The following is a 16,753-nucleotide window of genomic DNA, read 5'->3' on the forward strand; positions in this document are numbered from 1 at the left end:
GTATAGGCCGCGTGCCGCGCTGGCAACGCCAGTGCGCCGGCGCGTCGCCAATTCGCATGCGGCTGCCGCGCTCGCGAACGCTGGTGCGGCGGGGCAACGGCATGATCAGGAACTTTGACACCTTGTTGCAGCTGCAATGCCGGGCTGCGCCGAACCTGGAGCATGCAATGCGAAAGAGTCTTGCCTGTGTGAGTCTGTTGTTGGGTGCGAGTGCGATGTTGCCGGCCTACGCGGCAGCGGTGCCGGCCATGCAGGGGATGATCAGCATCCCGAGCGCCGAGCAGATTCCGCAGCGCTGTGACGAGGCCGTGTCGTCGCTGCGTGCGCAGGTGAAGGCGCTGGAAGCCATCCCTCCGGGCAAGCTTTCCGCCGCAACCGTGTTGAACGGCTGGAATCGGCTAGCGCTCGACGAGTACGCGCTGGTTGGCCCACTGTCGCTCGCGGCGGAGACGCATCCCGAGGCGGCGGTACGCACCGCATCCGAGGCCTGCACGCTGAAGCTGGCCGCGTTCGACAACGAATACCTGCAGAGCGAGGCGTTGTTCCGAGTGATCAAGGCAGCGCAGGGGCAGGATGCGGTCGAACGCAACGCGCTCAGCCGTATCCTCGAGGACTTCGAAGATCGCGGTATCGGGCTCGATCCCGCGCGCCGCGAGCGCCTGCGCACGATCTTCGAACGGATCGAATTGCTGGCGCAGGAGTACAACCGCAATGTGCGCGATGTGACGACGCGCGTCAGCTTCACGGCTGCCGAGCTCGACGGCGTGCCCGCGGCCTACCTCGAATTGGCCAAGAAGAACGAGCAGGGCGCTTATCAGATCGGGCTCGACTACCCGGATCGCGACGCGATCCTGCAGAACGCGAAGAACGAGACGACACGCCAGCGTTTCTACGTTGAGTTCTTCCGCCGTGGCGGTGAGCGCAACCTCGCGATCCTCAACGAAGTGGATGGCTTGCGCACCGAGATCGCAGGGCTCTTCGGCCTGCCCAGTTACGCCGCATGGCAGTTGCGCACCCGCATGGCCGGCACCCCGGAGACCGTGGAACGCTTCCTTGCCGAGATGCAGGCAGCGGTGGCGCCGGTGGAGCGGTCCGATATCGCCGTGCTGCGCGACGCCAAGCGTAAATTCACTGGCCAGGCGGACGCTGAACTGAAGCGTTGGGACGTCGATTTCTACGACAACCTCGTCAAACGCGAGCGCTTCAGCGTCGACCCGCAGCAGGTTCGTGCGCAATTTCCGACCGAGCCGACCGTTGCCTGGCTGCTTGACGTGAGCAGCCGCCTCTACGGCCTGCGCTTCAAGGCCAACAGCACACTGCCGGTTTGGCACAACGATGTGCGCCCCTACGACGTGATCGACGCGAAGACCGGGCGTTACCTGTCGAGCTTCTACCTCGACCTGTTCCCGCGCGAGGGCAAGTACAAGCACGCGGCGGCGTTCCCGGTGCGCCAGGTGAGCACCGCGGCGGGCTCGACGCCGGTGTCGGTGATGGTGGCCAACTTCTCGCGTGAGGGATTCAGTCAGGACGAAGTGGAGACGCTGTTCCACGAGTTCGGCCACATCCTGCACGGCGTGCTGTCGCAGACCCGCTACGCGATGGATGCCGGCACCTCAGTGCGGCGCGATTTCGTCGAAGCGCCGTCGATGATGTTCCAGGAATGGCCGTGGCGGCCCGAAGTCACACGCCGCTTCAGTGCGGTGTGCCCGACTTGCAAGCCGCTGGATGCCAAGCTGATCGCACGGCTTGAGGCTGCCAGCCGCTTCGGCAAAGGCATCTGGTTCGCGCGGCAGAACTTCTACTCGCGCTACGACATGGCATTGGCCGGTGCGAAGCCGGGCGAGGCCCTTTCGGTGTGGCGTGCGATGGAGGCGGAGACGCCGCTTGGCACCGTCGACGGCACGCTGCAACCGGCCAATTTTGGCCACCTGCTGGGTGGTTATGCGGCCGGCTACTACGGCTACATGTGGGCGATGGCGCTGGGGCTCGACATGCTGACCGCCTTCGGCAAGGACGCAATGGACGTCAAGGTTGGCGCCCGTTATCGCAGCACCATCCTGGAGCGCGGTGGTGAGGTCCCGCCGACCGAACTGGTCACGCAGTTCCTCGGCCGCAAGCCCGACAACCGGGCCTTCTTCAATCGCATCAACGGCAAGCCCTGAGGACGTTGCGCATGAGTGTGCATCAAGATATCCGCTACACCATCACGCCGGCAGACCCGGCTGCGCACCTGTTCGAGGTGACGCTGGAGGCGGACGCCCCGGAAACCGGCATGCAGTTCGTGCTGCCGGCCTGGATTCCGGGGAGCTACATGGTGCGCGAGTTCGCCCGCAACGTCGTGTGGTTGAAGGCGGAGATCGACGGCGAGCCTGTTGCGATCGAGAAGCGTGACAAGCACACCTGGGTAGTCGGGCGGGTGCCGGGCGGCGCGAAAACCGTGCGCCTGCAGTACGCGGTTTATGCGTGGGATCTGTCGGTGCGCTGTGCGCACCTCGACCAGAGCCACGGATTCTTCAATGGCACGCAGGTGTTTCTGCGTGTGGTCGGTCGCGAGGCGCTGCCGCATCGCGTTCGGATCGACGCGCCGGCCGGTGTGCGCGATTGGACGGTCGCCACCACGCTGCCAGAGGCGAGCGGACGAGGCGGCGCGAAACGTCGGGGTTTCGGCTGGTATGTGGCAGCCGATTACGATGCTCTGATCGACCACCCGGTCGAAATGGGGCGCCTGACTTGGGCGAGTTTTGATGTGCGCGGCGTGACGCACGACTTTGCCATCAACGGCCGCCACGACTGCGACCTCGAACGGCTAACGGCTGATCTTGCCAAGGCTTGCGAGGCGCAATGCGCCTTGTTTGGCGACGAGCCACCGCCTTTCGCCCGGTATTTGTTCATGCTGACCGTCGTAGGTGAGGGCTATGGCGGCCTGGAGCACCGGGATTCGACGGCCTTGCTGGCGTCGCGGAACGATCTGCCTTTCGTTGGCATGAAGGAGACGACCGAGGCCTACCGCGGCTTCCTAGGCCTGTGCAGCCACGAGTACTTCCATGCCTGGAACGTCAAGCGCATCAAGCCGGCTGCCTTTGCGCCCTATGACCTTCAGCAGGAGAACTACACCCGGCTGCTGTGGCTGTTTGAAGGTTTTACCTCGTACTACGACGATCTCGCACTGGTACGTGCGGGTCTGATCACTCGCGACGAATACCTCGGCATGCTGGCGAAGACAATTTCCGCCGTTCAGCGTGGCGCGGGCCGTACGCTGCAATCGGTGGCTGAGTCCTCGTTCGATGCCTGGATCAAGTATTACCGTCAGGATGAGAACGCGCCGAATGCGATCGTCAGCTACTACGCGAAGGGCTCGCTGGTGGCGCTGGCGCTCGATCTCGCCCTGCGCGCCAAGAGTGGCGGGGCGAAGTCGCTGGATGATTTGATGCGCTTGCTTTGGTCGCGCTACGGCGACGGTTCCGGGGTGCCAGAGTCCGCGTTGCCTGCTTTGATGCGTGAGGCGACCTGCATTGATGTCTCCCGCTTACTGCGGCAGGCGACCGAGGGCTGCGAGGATCTGCCGCTTGCGAAACTGCTGCGGCCGCTCGGGGTGTCACTCAGTTGGGAGGCGGATGGTGACCTGCCCTCGATTGGCGCCAAGCTATCGAACGAGGGCGAATCGATCAAGCTCGCGCAGGTGTTCGCTGGTGGTCCGGCCCATGCGGCTGGTCTATCGGCAGGGGATCTGCTCGTTGCGCTGGACGGTTTGCGCGTGAAGGCCGGCGGTCTCGATGCGCGTCTCGCCCGCATGCAGCCCGGTGCGGCCGTATCGGTACATGCCTTCCGTCGCGATGAGTTGTTTGAAACGAGGCTACAGTTGGCAGCGCCGTCTCCTACAAAGGCAAAGCTCGTCGAGGATACGCGCGTCGCAAAATCGGTGGCGAGTTTGCGTGAGGCCTGGATCGGCCGACGTTAAGGGCTGTCAGGCCTGCGACGTAGGGCTCGGATTGAAATGGAATCGGGCGGCCACCTCGGCTGCCTGAATCGGATGAACGGGTACGGTCCGCTCGCCGAGCGCGAGCGTGCCGTGTCGAAGGTCGTCTCCCAGCTGTAGCTGGTCTGACAGAGCGACCAGATCCTGGCTTGCGAGCAGCCCGACACCAAGATCGGTGTCAATCAGCAGTGCGCCGTGTTCGTCGACAAATGCCGCACGCGCGTTTGCTGTTCGGCCGCTATGACTGATCAGAAGGTTGGGCGTCGCCGCGTTCCAGCCGAACACCCATGGCGTGTAATCGAGCGTCACGTAGACGCGCTGCGGCCCGTTCTGGAAGAACCACTGGCCGGCGTCGTCATGCAGGTAGTTGCGGCAGATGAATTCGGCCAAGCCGCGATGGCGCACCACTTCGCCCTGCAGGCGCCAGCGGCCGGCACGATCCAGCGAGAGCCAGCCGTAGCAGGCCGGTACATCAGGCCAACGAACGAGGGACCGCAGGACCGCCTCGTCCATGAGATCAGGTGCTTACCAGATCTTCCACCACGGCCGCGCATCAGGATTTACATCCTTGTTGTAGCGGCTTTGCGGATAGTTGAGCGCCAGCACGCGGCGAGTGTCCGCTGCCAAGTCTTTCATGCCCAGCTTGTCGTAGCTGAAGATCATGATGGCAAGCGCTTCTTCCACCGAGGGGGAGTTCGGGAAGTTCTTGATTGTTGTTTGCGCTCTGTTCGCGGCAGCGAGGAAGGCGTTGCGGTTCTGGTAATAGCGCGCGACGCTGATCTCATGCTTTGCCAGCGCATTCACCAGATACGCCATGCGGATCTTGGCATCTTCTGCGTAGCGACTGTCCGGGAAGCGCGTCGCGAGCTCCTTGAAGGCTTGGAACGAATCAAGCGCGGCTTTCGGGTCCCGTTCGGTCAGGTCTTGCTGACCAATCGCGCCAACGAAGCCTTGATCTTCATTGAAGGTGATCAGGCCCTTCAGATAGTAGGCGTAATCGACGTTCGGATGATTCGGGTGCAGCTTGATGAAGCGCTCGATTGCCGCCGAGGCCTGCGCTGGATCCTGTGCCTTGTAGTACGCGTAGGCGATTTCCAGCTGCGCCTGCTGGGCATAGCGGCCATACGGGTACTTGGCTTCCAGTTGCTCGAACAGCTTGACCGCGCGCTCGTAGGTACCTGCTTCGAGGTTGTCCTTGGCGTCGGCGTAAATCTCTTCGGCAGGGCGCTGGTCGATCTTGCCGCCTTTGTCCGATTCGAACCAGGAGCTCATTGTGGAGCAACCGGCGATCGAAACCGAAAGCAGCAGGCTTGCGGCTACACTACGCGCTCGCAAAAACGGCATCAAAGCACCCGTGAGTGAACAAAGCGACGATTATAACGGATGCGACGAGCTAGACCCCGACGCGTCAACGGTTCGACAGCTCTGCGTGCCCGATACGGAAGCCGGCAGCCGGCTCGATCAAACACTAGCGCGTCTCGTTCCGGAGCATTCCCGCAACCGGCTCCAGGCCTGGATCCGCGATGGCCGCCTTACGGTTGATGGGGCACTCGTCGCGGACCCTAAGCGCAAGCTTCGTGGGTCGGAACGGCTCGAATTGACTGAGCCGCCGCCGCTCGATGTGGTGGCGGCAAGTCCGGAGAATATTCCGTTATCAATTGTGTTCGAGGATGCCGACATCCTCGTCATCGACAAGCCCGCCGGTCTGGTGGTCCATCCGGGGAGCGGGAACTGGAGCGGCACGATGCTCAACGCGCTGCTATACCGCGTTCCCGACGCGGCCCAGTTGCCGCGTGCCGGTATCGTGCATCGGCTGGACAAGGACACGAGCGGCCTGATGGTGGTTGCGCGCAATGTGCTCGCGCAGACCGACCTCGTCCGCCAGCTGCAGGCGCGAACGGTCAAGCGGCAGTATCTCGCGCTGGCGCGCGGTGTCGTGCCGCGCAACACGCTGGTCGACGCGCCGATCGGCCGTCACCCGACGCAACGTACGCGTATGGCGGTGGTGCAGGGCGCGCGCGAGGCGCGCACGCATGTCGCAGTGCGCGAACGCTTTGATCGCTGCACCCTGGTCGAATGCAGCCTTGAGACTGGGCGCACACATCAGATTCGCGTGCACATGGCCCATCTCGGGCACCCATTGGTGGGTGACACCCTCTACGGTGGCGGGCGCGGATTGCCGGAGTTCCATCGACAGGCCCTGCACGCATGGAAGCTCGGATTGATTCATCCCAAGACAGGCGAAGCGATGTCGTGGGAATCCGCCTTGCCGGCCGACTTCCAAAGTTTGATGGAAACCTTGCGTGCGGAGCGTGGGGATGAGTGACTGGATTGTCCCGGATTGGCCAGCGCCGCCCTCGGTGCATGCAGTTTTTACCACTCGCAAGGGAGGCGTCAGCCTCGCCCCCTACGCTGAACTGAACTTGGGGACGCATGTCGGGGACGATCCGGCGGCCGTCAGCACGAATCGCGCACGCCTGCGCGCCATGCTGCCGGGGGAGCCCTGTTGGCTCGATCAGGTGCATGGTGTGACGGTGGTTGATGCGGCGGCGACGCCTGAGCGCAAGGCTGACGCAGCGTTCACGGTCGTGGCCAATACGCCTTGCGTGGTGATGGTCGCGGATTGTCTCCCGGTTCTGTTCTGCGACCGAACCGGGACAGTGGTGGCTGCGGCGCACGCGGGGTGGCGTGGTCTGCTCGACGGTGTATTGGAAGCAACGCTGACGAAAATGGGTACGCCGAGCTCTGCCGTCATCGCATGGCTGGGGCCAGCCATCGGGCCCGATCGCTTTGAGGTCGGGCCTGAAGTTCGCGACGCGTTCGTAGCGAAGGCACCGCACGATGCGGTGTGCTTCCGGCAGGGCGAGGGCGATCGCTGGTTTGCCGATATCTTCGGGCTCGCGCGTGCGCGCTTGGTCCGTGCGGGTTTGGGGGCGGATGCGATCTTCGGCGGCGGCGTCTGCACGGTGACCGATCCGACGCGGTTCTTTTCCTATCGGCGAGACGGCGTATGCGGCAGGATGGGGGCGTTCATCTGGATTGCGGGGGATCTTGCGGGGGGGTGAGCGCTTCCTTTGCTTCGCGCTCCGCCCGTCTGCGGCGCCGTGCGCCGGTGCCCGCAAGCCAGAGCACCAACGCGAGCGGGAGCGTGAAGCCGAGAAAGGTCATTACCCCGCCGACGACCGATTGGGCGCCGACTGCGGCCATCAGCGCGACGTAAATCCAGGCAATTGCGGCGATATACATGCTTGTATTGTGCGTTTAAGTGGGGCGGCGCTGTGCGCTGCTTGACCAGAAGTTTTGTGCAGTGCAAAAATCCGCCGAAACCCGCGCCAAATCTGGCTGCTTGGGCTGTTATAAGCCTCGGCGTGCGGTGAGCGGCGAGTATTTTGACGTGGAGAACACAATGTCAGTGTCCAGTGAGCAGCCCGCTTTCGATGCCTCCGTCTGGCTCAAGGCCGGTCAGGGCATGATGCAAGGCCTGTTCGATTTTGCCTCGCGTCAGCAGGAAATGCTGAAACAGGCTGGAATCAACATTGCGCCGCTTGAGGCCGCCGCGGCCGATTCACAGCCACTCACGAAGCTCCAGCAAGAAATTGCGGAACAGCACGCGCGGCTGTGGGCCGGGCTCGTACAACGCAAGCCCGACGAACCTTACACGCCGGTGGTGCCGCATGATGCCGACCGCCGCTTTGCCGCCCCCGCCTGGGTTGGCAGCCCGCTGTTCGACTACATGCGTCAAGCCTACTTGTTGAATGCCGCGTTTCTGACCCGTGCGGCCGACGTGTTGCCGGTGGCGGACAAGCAGGCGAAGAGCCGGATGCAGTTTCTCATTCGCCAGTATGTGGATGCGATGAGCCCGGCGAACTTTGCGGCGACCAATCCTGAATTTGTCGAGAAGGCAATCGCCAGCAAGGGCGAGAGCATCACGCGCGGCATCCTCAACATGATTGCGGATCTCGAAAAGGGTCGCATCGCGATGACCGACGAGAGCGCATTCGAGGTGGGGCGAAACCTTGCAGTAACGCCGGGCGCGGTGATCTTTGAAAACGAAGTGATGCAGTTGATCCAGTATGCACCGCAGACGGGCGAGGTCTGCGAGCGCCCGCTGCTGATCGTGCCGCCCTGTATCAACAAGTACTACATCCTCGATCTGCAGCCGGAAAACTCCTTCGTACAGTACGCAGTGTCGCAGGGCGTCACGACCTTCCTGGTTTCGTGGCGCAATCCGCAGCAGGCACAAGGGCGCCTCGGCTGGGACGACTACATTGAGGACGGCGTGCTGCGCGCGCTCGAAGTGGTGCAGGCCGTCAGCAAATGCGAGAAACCGAACATCCTCGGTTTCTGCGTCGGCGGCACGCTGACCAGTAGCGCACTGGCGGTGGCCGCTGCGCGTGGCGAATTGCCGGTCGAGAGTCTGACGCTGCTGACGACGCTGCTGGATTTCGAGGATTCCGGCGATCTGGCCTGCTTTGTTGACGAGGCGAGCGTGGCCACGCGCGAGAACACGATCGGGCAGGGCGGATTGCTGGCCGGGCGAGAGCTTTCCAGCGTGTTCTCGGCGTTGCGGCCGAACGATCTGATCTGGAACTACGTCGTCGACAAATACCTCAAGGGCAACGTACCGCCGGCTTTCGATCTGCTGTACTGGAATTCCGACAGTACAAATCTGCCCGGCCCCTTCGCGGCCTGGTATCTGCGCAACATGTACCTCGAAAACAATCTGCGCGTGCCGGGGCGTTTGTCGATGTGTGGTGTGCCGGTGGATCTTGGGCGTGTTACCTGCCCAGTCTATGTTTTTGCGACACGGGAAGACCACATCGTGCCGTGGCGTTCGTCCTATCTCGGACGCCGCTTGCTCGGCGGGGATACCACTTTCGTGCTGGGTGCGAGTGGGCACATTGCCGGCGTCATCAACCCTGCGGCTAAGAACCGCCGCAGCTACTGGGTCGGCACCAACAACACGGCGATCGCGGAAGATTGGCTGGCGACGGCATCCGAGCAGCGCGGCAGCTGGTGGCCGCACTGGATCGATTGGCTCAAGGCGCGCAGCGGTGCGCTGGTTGGCGCGCCCAAGCGTGCCGGGGACCGGAAATACAAGGAAATCGAACCGGCCCCCGGCCGGTACGTTAAAGAGCCCGCCTGACAAGGGCCTTTGCAGCAAGTGCCGCATGCGCATCGCGGGGCGCATCGGTCATGCAGGACTGAGCCCGCAGCAGGCAGCCACGGAAATCCGTGCCCGGCCGCACCATCCGGTGCCGAAGCGATCGCGTCACTTCGGCATTGTTGTGGGTGCGGTGCAGGGCGCGCGACGATGTGTCGCCCCAATAACGAGAGGAGAGGAAGCACATGGTTCGAGTTGCACTGATTACCGGCGGCATGGGCGGGCTGGGCGAGGCGATCTGCATCAAGATGGCGGCGCTGGGCTACCACGTTGTCACCACCTATTCGCCGAACAACACCAAGGCGCATGACTGGCTGCAGACCATGAACAACATGGGCTACGGCTTCAAGGCCTACCCCTGCGACGTAACGGACTTCGAGTCAGCGAAGGCCTGCATTGCCGCAGTCACCAAGGACATCGGTCCGGTTGACGTGCTGGTGAACAACGCCGGCATCACGCGCGACATGACCTTCAAGAAAATGACGAAGGCCGATTGGGATGCGGTGATTCATACCAACCTCGACAGCGTCTTCAACATGACCAAACAGGTCATGGACGGCATGGTTGAACGCAAGTGGGGGCGCGTCATCAACGTGTCGTCGGTCAACGGCCAGAAAGGTGCTTTCGGTCAGACCAACTATTCGGCCGCCAAGGCCGGCATGCATGGCTTTACCAAGGCGCTCGCACTTGAAGTTGCGAAGAGCGGTGTCACCGTCAATACGATCAGCCCGGGCTACATCGGCACGAAGATGGTGACGGCGATCCCGCAAGAGATTCTGGATTCGAAGATCCTGCCGCAGATTCCCGTCAGCCGGCTCGGCAAGCCCGAAGAAATCGCCGGCCTTGTGGCCTATCTGGCCTCGGACGAGGCGGCATTCCTGACTGGCGCGAACATCTCGATCAACGGCGGCCAGCACATGTTCTGACCGCGCTGCAGCGGTGCAGCCTCCTGCACGGCGTCGGGCCTCGGCGCTGTGCGGGTGACAACCGTTTTTATAACCGAGGCAAAGGAAGCAATCATGTCGAGGAAAGTCGCCCTGGTGACCGGGGGTATGGGCGGGCTGGGCACCGCCATCTGCAAGTCGCTCCACAAAGCCGGCTACAAGGTTGTCGCGAACTGCTTGCCGGGCTTACCGGGCAAGGATGAATGGCTCGCCAGCATGCGCGCCGAGGGCTTCGACGTGGAGCCCGCGGACGCAGACGTGACCGACTACGAGCAGTGCGCGGCGATGGTCCGCAAGATCGAGTCGGAAATCGGCCCGGTCGATGTACTGGTCAATAACGCGGGGATTACCCGCGATGCGATGTTCCGGAAGATGGACAAGGGGCAGTGGGATGCCGTGATGTCCACCAACCTCGACAGCATTTTCAATGTCACCCACCAAGTGCTGGCGGGCATGGCAGAGCGCGGCTGGGGACGCGTGATCAACATTTCGTCGGTCAATGGCGTCAAGGGTCAGTTCGGCCAGGCCAACTACTCTGCGGCCAAGGCGGGCATTCTTGGTTTCACCAAGGCGATCGCGCAGGAAGTCGCGAAGAAGGGCGTTACTGTGAACGCGGTGGCGCCGGGCTATGTGGGCACCGACATGGTCATGGCGATCAAGCAGGAAGTGCGTGACCAGATCGTTGCGACGATCCCCGTCGGACGCCTTGGCAAGCCGGAAGAGATTGGTGATCTGTGCGCCTTCCTTGCCTCGGAGAGCGCCGGTTACATCACCGGCGCCACCATCAATATCAACGGCGGTCTGCACATGGGCTGATGCGCTGCACAGCGCTGCAATGGGGCTCCGCGAAAGGCGGAGCCCTTTTTATTTGTGCAGTGCTATACACTACGCCGCACAACAAAAACACCTATTCGAATTCGAGGGAGGAGACCGTCAATGGCACAGCTCAGACTGATCAAGAAGTACCCGAATCGACGGCTGTACGACACGCGCACGAGTTCTTACATCACGCTCACCGACGTGAAGGAACTGGTCGTCAATCAAGAGGAATTCCAGGTCGTCGACGCGAAGACCGGTGAAGACCTGACGCGCGCGATCCTGCTGCAGATCATCCTGGAAGAAGAGTCGGGCGGAGCCCCGATGTTCACCGTCGATCTGCTGTCGCAAATGATCCGCTTCTACGGCAATGCGATGCAGGGGATGATGGGCAAGTACCTCGAGAACAACATCCACGCCTTCACCGACCTGCAGTCCAAGTTGCAGGAGCATGCGAAGTCGATCTACGGCGAAAACAACCCGATGAGCCGCGATCTGTGGGCGCAGTTCCTGAACTTTCAGGGCCCCGCGCTGCACAGCATGATGGGCGCCTACATCGACCAGTCGAAGAAGATGTTCAGCCAGATGCAGGAGCAGGTCGAGAGCCAGACGCGTAACCTGTTCTCCGGCTTCCAGTTTCCGAACATGACCCCGCCGGGCGCCGCTGCGGACGACAAGGACAAGACGCCGCCGAAACGGTAAACTGCCGGCCTTTCGCGAGTCGCCAGACGGCCTCTCGGTGTGTGAACGCAAGTTCTCGCACGGGAGGCCGTAGTCATTCCGGCGACGCTCCGCGCGCAGATTTCAGCAAGGCCAGACCATGAACAGCACATCCCGCACCCCGACCGTCGGTTTCGTCTCACTCGGTTGCCCGAAGGCAACGTCCGACTCGGAGAACATCCTCACGCGCCTGCGTGCCGAGGGCTATGACATCTCCGGCACCTACGACGGTGCCGACCTGGTGATCGTCAACACCTGCGGTTTCATCGACGCCGCGGTGGAGGAATCACTCGACGCGATCGGCGAGGCGCTCAACGAAAACGGCCGCGTGATTGTCACCGGCTGTCTGGGCGCGAAGAAAGACGCATCAGGGCAGGGCATCGTCGAGCAAGTGCATCCGAAGGTGTTGGCTGTGACCGGCCCGCACGCCACCGAAGAAGTGATGGGCGTGGTGCATCAGCATCTGCCGAAGCCGCACGACCCGTTCATCGATCTGGTGCCACCGCAGGGCATTCGTCTCACGCCGCCGCACTATGCCTACCTGAAGATCTCGGAGGGCTGCAACCACCGCTGCAGTTTCTGCATCATCCCGTCGATGCGCGGCGATCTCGTTTCGCGCCCGATCGGTGATGTGATGAAAGAGGCTGAGGCGCTGGTGGACGCCGGTGTGAAGGAGATCCTCGTCGTCTCGCAGGACACCAGTGCCTACGGTGTCGACGTCAAGTACCGCACCGGCTTCTGGGGCGGCCGCCCGGTCAAGACCAAGATGTACGACCTGTGCAAGGCGCTCGGCGAACTGGGCATCTGGATTCGCCTGCACTACGTTTATCCGTACCCTCACGTCGACGACATCATCCCGCTGATGGCCGAAGGCAAGATCCTGCCCTACCTGGATATCCCGTTCCAACACGCGAGCACCCGAGTGCTCAAGGCGATGAAGCGCCCGGCCGCAGCCGAGAACACGCTTGAACGCATCCGCCGCTGGCGTGAGATTTGCCCGGATCTGACGATTCGCAGCACCTTCATCGCGGGCTTCCCCGGCGAGACCGAGGACGATTTCAACCAGTTGCTCGACTGGCTGTCCGAAGCGCAGTTGGATCGCGTTGGCTGTTTCTCGTATTCGCCGGTCGAAGGTGCTACGGCGAACGAACTGGAAGGGCAGTTGCCGGACGAAGTGCGCGAAGAACGTCGCGACCGCCTGATGGCGCATCAGGAGGACATCTCCACGCAGCGCCTCGAGCGCATGCTCGACCGCGAGATCACGGTGCTGGTCGATGAAGTGGATGAAGATGGTGCGGTCGCGCGCTCGATGGGCGACGCCCCGGAAATCGACGGCCTCGTGATCATCCCGGACGGTACCGAGCTCGAAGTGGGCGAGTTTGCCCGGGTCAGGGTCTCCGACGTCGATGTGCATGACCTGTATGCACAGCTGATCGAAAACTGAACAACGATCCGACGCCCCGAAAGGGGCGTCGCGCTATGAACATGACGAAACTGCTTACCGAACTGGCCGGCATCGTTGGCGGCCACAACGTCATCACCGATCCGCTCGATCAGGCGCCCTACCTTCGCGACTGGCGCGGCCGCTACGAAGGCAAGGCGCAGGCGATCGTGCGTCCTGGCTCCGTCGAAGAGGTCGCTGCGGTAGTGCGCCTATGCGCGGAGCGGGGCGTTCCGCTTGTGCCGCAAGGTGGCAACACCAGCCATTGCGGCGCCGCGACCCCTGATGAAGTTGGCCACGCGGTCGTCGTCTCGCTGCAACAGCTCAATCGGATCCGCCATGTCGATGTCGACAACGACACCCTGACGGTCGAGGCGGGTTGCACGCTTGCCGACGTGCAGGCTGCAGCGGCGGCATCGGATCGCCTGTTCCCCTTGTCGCTCGCCTCTGAAGGCACCTGCCGCATTGGCGGAAACTTGTCGACCAACGCGGGCGGTGTTCATGTTCTGCGCTACGGCAACGCACGCGATCTCGTCCTCGGACTCGAAGTGGTATTGCCGGACGGGCAGATCTGGCACGGTCTGCGCGCGCTGCGCAAGGACAACACCGGCTACGACCTCAAGCAACTCTTCCTTGGTGCCGAGGGTACGCTGGGGATCATCACCGCGGCGGTGCTGAAGCTTTCTCCGCGGCCCCGCAGCATCTGCACCGCGTGGCTTGCCGTGCCGAGCCCGGAAGCGGCAGTGGCCTTGCTGCGCCGCTTCCGTTCCGAATGCGGCGAGCGCCTCAGTGCCTTTGAGTTGATGAGCCAGCCGACGCTTGCGCTGGTGTTACGTCACATTCCGGGTGCGCAGTGTCCGCTGGCCGAGGTGCCGCCGTGGTCGGTGCTGATCGAGTTGGGCGATACACGTGCGGATGCAGGGCTGGAAGAAATGGCGGAGTCAATCCTCGCGCCAGCGATTGAATCGGGCCTCGTGCTTGACGCGGCGGTTGCGCGTAGCGAGGCGCAGCGTATTGCGCTGTGGGCGCTGCGTGAAAACGCGTCCGAGGCGCAGCGCCATGAGGGCGTCAGCGTGAAGCATGACGTGTCGGTGCCGGTCAGTCGTATTCCCGAATTCCTGCGCCGTGCGGATGCTGCGCTGCTTGCAGTCTTTCCGGGGCTGCGCATCGTCGCTTTCGGGCATGTCGGCGACGGCAATCTGCACTACAACTGCTCGAAGCCGGATGCGGACGCCAACGCTGCGCTGATCGGCGAGCGCCGTGACGTCAATCGTATCGTGCATGACCTCGTGCATGAGCTGGGCGGTTCGATTTCCGCCGAGCACGGTCTGGGGCAACTCAAGCGCGACGAGATCCGCCGCTACAAGTCGGCATTGGAAATGGACCTGATGCAACGGATCAAATCGGCCTTCGACCCTAAAGGCCTGATGAACCCTGGCAAGGTGCTGTGAGTGGCGTCGAGAGAGCGCTCCGCAAGGGGCGACAATTTGCACGGAAACTGCGCCTATTCTCAAAAATAGGGTTGACGTACCCCCATTCGTAGTCTAAGATCTCATCTCTTTCGCGGCGGGGGTATAGCTCAGCTGGGAGAGCGCTTGCATGGCATGCAAGAGGTCAGCGGTTCGATCCCGCTTACCTCCACCAAACAAGCTGCGAAAGAAAAAGTTGTACCGGGTCCCCATCGTCTAGAGGCCTAGGACACCGCCCTTTCACGGCGATAACCGGGGTTCGAATCCCCGTGGGGACGCCAAGTTTTGGCGAAGGCAGCGAAAGCTGCCTTTGATTTCGGAGCAGGCTGAACACTGCACCGAAAGAGCAGTTCAAGCGCGGAGTGGTAGTTCAGTCGGTTAGAATACCGGCCTGTCACGCCGGGGGTCGCGGGTTCGAGTCCCGTCCACTCCGCCACCCAATACAAAGGGCTGTTCAGACGACAGCCTTTTTGTTGGAAGTAGTTTGGTAGTTCCTCTTTCGTGCTGGGGGTATAGCTCAGCTGGGAGAGCGCTTGCATGGCATGCAAGAGGTCAGCGGTTCGATCCCGCTTACCTCCACCAAGCAGCGAAAGAGAAGTAGTTCCGGGTCCCCATCGTCTAGAGGCCTAGGACACCGCCCTTTCACGGCGATAACCGGGGTTCGAATCCCCGTGGGGACGCCACCTTTTAGAAGGTGTGCAACACAGTGTGCGCACTGGCAGTTCAAGCGCGGAGTGGTAGTTCAGTCGGTTAGAATACCGGCCTGTCACGCCGGGGGTCGCGGGTTCGAGTCCCGTCCACTCCGCCACCTACCGAGAAGGGCCAACCGAAAGGTTGGCCCTTTTCTTTTTGTTTTTGCCTGGCTAGCTGGTCTTCCCGCTGCTGCGCCCTTCGATGATCTGCCGCACCAGTGCGATGTGTTCGCGCAGGATGTAGAGCTCGTTCGCATACGACAGCGGTACCTTCTTGCGAAGTGCACGCGCCTCGATCTGATCCAGCTGGGCCTTCCATCGACTGACGTCGCTCTCCTTGCCGTGCCGCGCTTCCTCTTCGAGGAACTTGAGTTCGCCGTACCAGCGATAGATGCGCGAGCGAACACGCCAGCGCAGCAGCGCGGGTGCGAGTCGCATCGTGGGCACCAGCAAGGCCATCAGCGGGACCAACGTCCATAGCAGTCGATCGACCATGACGGCGGCCCAGAATGGCAGCACGCGCTGCAGCAGCGGCGGCCCGGAACGGTAGAAGCGGGTTGCCTCAGGGCTGGGCGGTAGTTCGTGGTCGCGCGCAGCGGGGAATTCATTGCCCTTTTCAAACAGGCCCGGGGAGCGGTGGATCTCGCTTGCTGCTTGCATCAACAGCGCGACCAGGGCGGGGTGTAGGTCGTGTCGCACGACGAGGTTGGCGGTCGGTGCGACGAGATGCAGATCCTCCGGCGGCTGGTCGGCGACGAGATCGATCGTGCCACGCGGAAGCGTAAGGTCGGTGAGCTGTGGCATCAGGCGCGCATAGGCTGCCGACTGTTCGAAACCGAGCAGACGTACCCCGTTGAGGTGTAGCAGCGTCTGCACCATAGGCGCTTGCGCGCCGTTCACCGTCACGAGTGCGTCGATTTCGCGCCGTTGCAGCGCAGCGATGGCGGCGTCGCCGCCCAGCGGCACGAGGTTCGGGTCGTCGGTCGCAATACCGTTGCGGTTGGCGATTTCCAATGCGAGGAGTTGCGCACCGCCGCCTGATACACCAATAGCGACGCGTCGGCCGCGCAGGTCGGCGATGCGCTCGATGTTGAGGTCGTCACGAACGAATACCCAGACCGGCTCGTAGTACATCGCGCCAAGGGTGACGAGGTCTTCGGACTCGGGTTCGTGCAGCACGCCACCTTGCAGGAAGCCCACATCCGCGGTGCCGTCCACGCCTTTCAGTCGCCGCAGGTTCTCGATTGTGCCGCTGGAAGGTTTGAGCACGAGCTTTACGCCCTGCCGCGCGAGGATCTCGCGGTAGCGTTCGGCGTACAGCGCGTAGGCACCCCCCGCTGCGCCGGTCGTCATGGTCAGGGTCCGTGGCGGCAGCGGCGCGAGAAAGTGCAGCAGCAACAGGATGGCGGTGAGGCTCGCGAGGGTGCCGCCGATCAACCACAGCGCGAGTTCGCGATGGGGATGCGGGTCGTCGTGTTTTTCCATGCGTGTGAGCCTAAGCGGCCCGCTTGCAAGATGTCCAGCCCGCGCG

General features: G+C 62.7%; 14 protein-coding genes and 6 tRNA genes. 16 read left to right on the plus strand and 4 right to left on the minus strand.

Features of this window, described 5'->3' with window-relative positions:
- Window positions 1-167: 167 nt before the first annotated feature.
- Together ACE3P0_RS01155 and ACE3P0_RS01160 are read left to right on the plus strand one after the other, a co-directional pair.
- Complete coding sequence (locus ACE3P0_RS01155; RefSeq protein WP_374398994.1) at window positions 168-2,162, plus strand: M3 family metallopeptidase; 1,995 nt, start codon at window positions 168-170, stop codon at window positions 2,160-2,162.
- Window positions 2,163-2,173: 11 nt separating this feature from the next.
- On the plus strand, window positions 2,174-3,958 hold the full coding sequence (locus ACE3P0_RS01160; RefSeq protein ID WP_374398996.1) for a M61 family metallopeptidase: 1,785 nt from the start codon (window positions 2,174-2,176) through the stop codon (window positions 3,956-3,958).
- Between the two features lie 6 nt (window positions 3,959-3,964).
- Here ACE3P0_RS01160 and ACE3P0_RS01165 read toward each other — a convergent pair whose 3' ends face one another.
- Together ACE3P0_RS01165 and ACE3P0_RS01170 are read right to left on the minus strand one after the other, a co-directional pair.
- Window positions 3,965-4,489, minus strand: a complete 525-nt coding sequence (locus tag ACE3P0_RS01165; RefSeq protein WP_374398998.1) for a DUF2946 family protein — start codon at window positions 4,487-4,489, stop codon at window positions 3,965-3,967.
- A gap of 12 nt (window positions 4,490-4,501) precedes the next feature.
- Complete coding sequence (locus tag ACE3P0_RS01170; RefSeq protein WP_374399000.1) at window positions 4,502-5,248, minus strand: outer membrane protein assembly factor BamD; 747 nt, start codon at window positions 5,246-5,248, stop codon at window positions 4,502-4,504.
- An 82-nt stretch (window positions 5,249-5,330) separates the two neighbouring features.
- Between ACE3P0_RS01170 and rluD the strand changes: the two genes are divergently transcribed.
- Together rluD and pgeF are read left to right on the plus strand one after the other, a co-directional pair.
- Complete coding sequence (rluD, locus tag ACE3P0_RS01175; protein WP_374399362.1) at window positions 5,331-6,302, plus strand: 23S rRNA pseudouridine(1911/1915/1917) synthase RluD; 972 nt, start codon at window positions 5,331-5,333, stop codon at window positions 6,300-6,302.
- A complete protein-coding gene (pgeF, locus tag ACE3P0_RS01180; protein WP_374399002.1) occupies window positions 6,295-7,041 on the plus strand; it encodes a peptidoglycan editing factor PgeF in 747 nt (248 codons plus the stop codon). The genes rluD and pgeF overlap by 8 nt, the downstream gene beginning before the upstream one ends.
- On the opposite strand, the gene ACE3P0_RS01185 is transcribed toward pgeF, so the two are convergent.
- Window positions 7,007-7,222: a hypothetical protein gene (locus ACE3P0_RS01185; RefSeq protein WP_374399004.1), complete on the minus strand. Its 216-nt coding sequence runs from the start codon at window positions 7,220-7,222 to the stop codon at window positions 7,007-7,009. The genes pgeF and ACE3P0_RS01185 overlap by 35 nt on opposite strands.
- 160 nt (window positions 7,223-7,382) lie before the next feature.
- Between ACE3P0_RS01185 and ACE3P0_RS01190 the strand changes: the two genes are divergently transcribed.
- The 12 genes from ACE3P0_RS01190 (at window position 7,383) to ACE3P0_RS01245 (ending at window position 15,338) form a co-directional block, all read left to right on the plus strand.
- Window positions 7,383-9,122, plus strand: a complete 1,740-nt coding sequence (locus ACE3P0_RS01190) for a PHA/PHB synthase family protein (protein ID WP_374399006.1) — start codon at window positions 7,383-7,385, stop codon at window positions 9,120-9,122.
- A gap of 203 nt (window positions 9,123-9,325) precedes the next feature.
- The gene (phbB, locus tag ACE3P0_RS01195; protein WP_374399008.1) at window positions 9,326-10,066 is read left to right on the plus strand and encodes an acetoacetyl-CoA reductase; all 741 of its coding nucleotides are present in this window, start codon (window positions 9,326-9,328) and stop codon (window positions 10,064-10,066) included.
- Window positions 10,067-10,159: 93 nt separating this feature from the next.
- Entirely contained in the window at window positions 10,160-10,900 is a 741-nt protein-coding gene (locus tag ACE3P0_RS01200; protein WP_374399010.1) for a beta-ketoacyl-ACP reductase, read from the plus strand.
- Between the two features lie 120 nt (window positions 10,901-11,020).
- Window positions 11,021-11,602 (plus strand): polyhydroxyalkanoate synthesis repressor PhaR, encoded by a 582-nt coding sequence (gene phaR, locus ACE3P0_RS01205; RefSeq protein WP_374399012.1) that lies wholly within the window; start codon window positions 11,021-11,023, stop codon window positions 11,600-11,602.
- 118 nt (window positions 11,603-11,720) lie between these two features.
- A complete protein-coding gene (gene rimO / locus ACE3P0_RS01210; protein ID WP_374399014.1) occupies window positions 11,721-13,064 on the plus strand; it encodes a 30S ribosomal protein S12 methylthiotransferase RimO in 1,344 nt (447 codons plus the stop codon).
- Window positions 13,065-13,105: 41 nt separating this feature from the next.
- Window positions 13,106-14,512, plus strand: a complete 1,407-nt coding sequence (locus ACE3P0_RS01215; protein ID WP_374399016.1) for an FAD-binding oxidoreductase — start codon at window positions 13,106-13,108, stop codon at window positions 14,510-14,512.
- A gap of 117 nt (window positions 14,513-14,629) precedes the next feature.
- Window positions 14,630-14,705: transfer RNA gene (locus ACE3P0_RS01220), tRNA-Ala, on the plus strand.
- A gap of 30 nt (window positions 14,706-14,735) precedes the next feature.
- Window positions 14,736-14,811 (plus strand) — tRNA-Glu (locus ACE3P0_RS01225).
- A gap of 78 nt (window positions 14,812-14,889) precedes the next feature.
- A tRNA-Asp gene (locus ACE3P0_RS01230) sits at window positions 14,890-14,966 on the plus strand.
- Between the two features lie 70 nt (window positions 14,967-15,036).
- Window positions 15,037-15,112, plus strand: a tRNA-Ala gene (locus tag ACE3P0_RS01235).
- Window positions 15,113-15,137: 25 nt separating this feature from the next.
- Window positions 15,138-15,213 (plus strand) — tRNA-Glu (locus ACE3P0_RS01240).
- A 48-nt stretch (window positions 15,214-15,261) separates the two neighbouring features.
- Window positions 15,262-15,338 (plus strand) — tRNA-Asp (locus ACE3P0_RS01245).
- 55 nt (window positions 15,339-15,393) lie between these two features.
- On the opposite strand, the gene ACE3P0_RS01250 is transcribed toward ACE3P0_RS01245, so the two are convergent.
- Entirely contained in the window at window positions 15,394-16,707 is a 1,314-nt protein-coding gene (locus ACE3P0_RS01250; RefSeq protein WP_374399017.1) for a TAXI family TRAP transporter solute-binding subunit, read from the minus strand.
- Window positions 16,708-16,753 lie beyond the last annotated feature (46 nt).

Origin of the sequence: Niveibacterium sp. (genome assembly GCF_041909475.1) — a bacterium.
GTDB lineage: Bacteria > Pseudomonadota > Gammaproteobacteria > Burkholderiales > Rhodocyclaceae > Niveibacterium.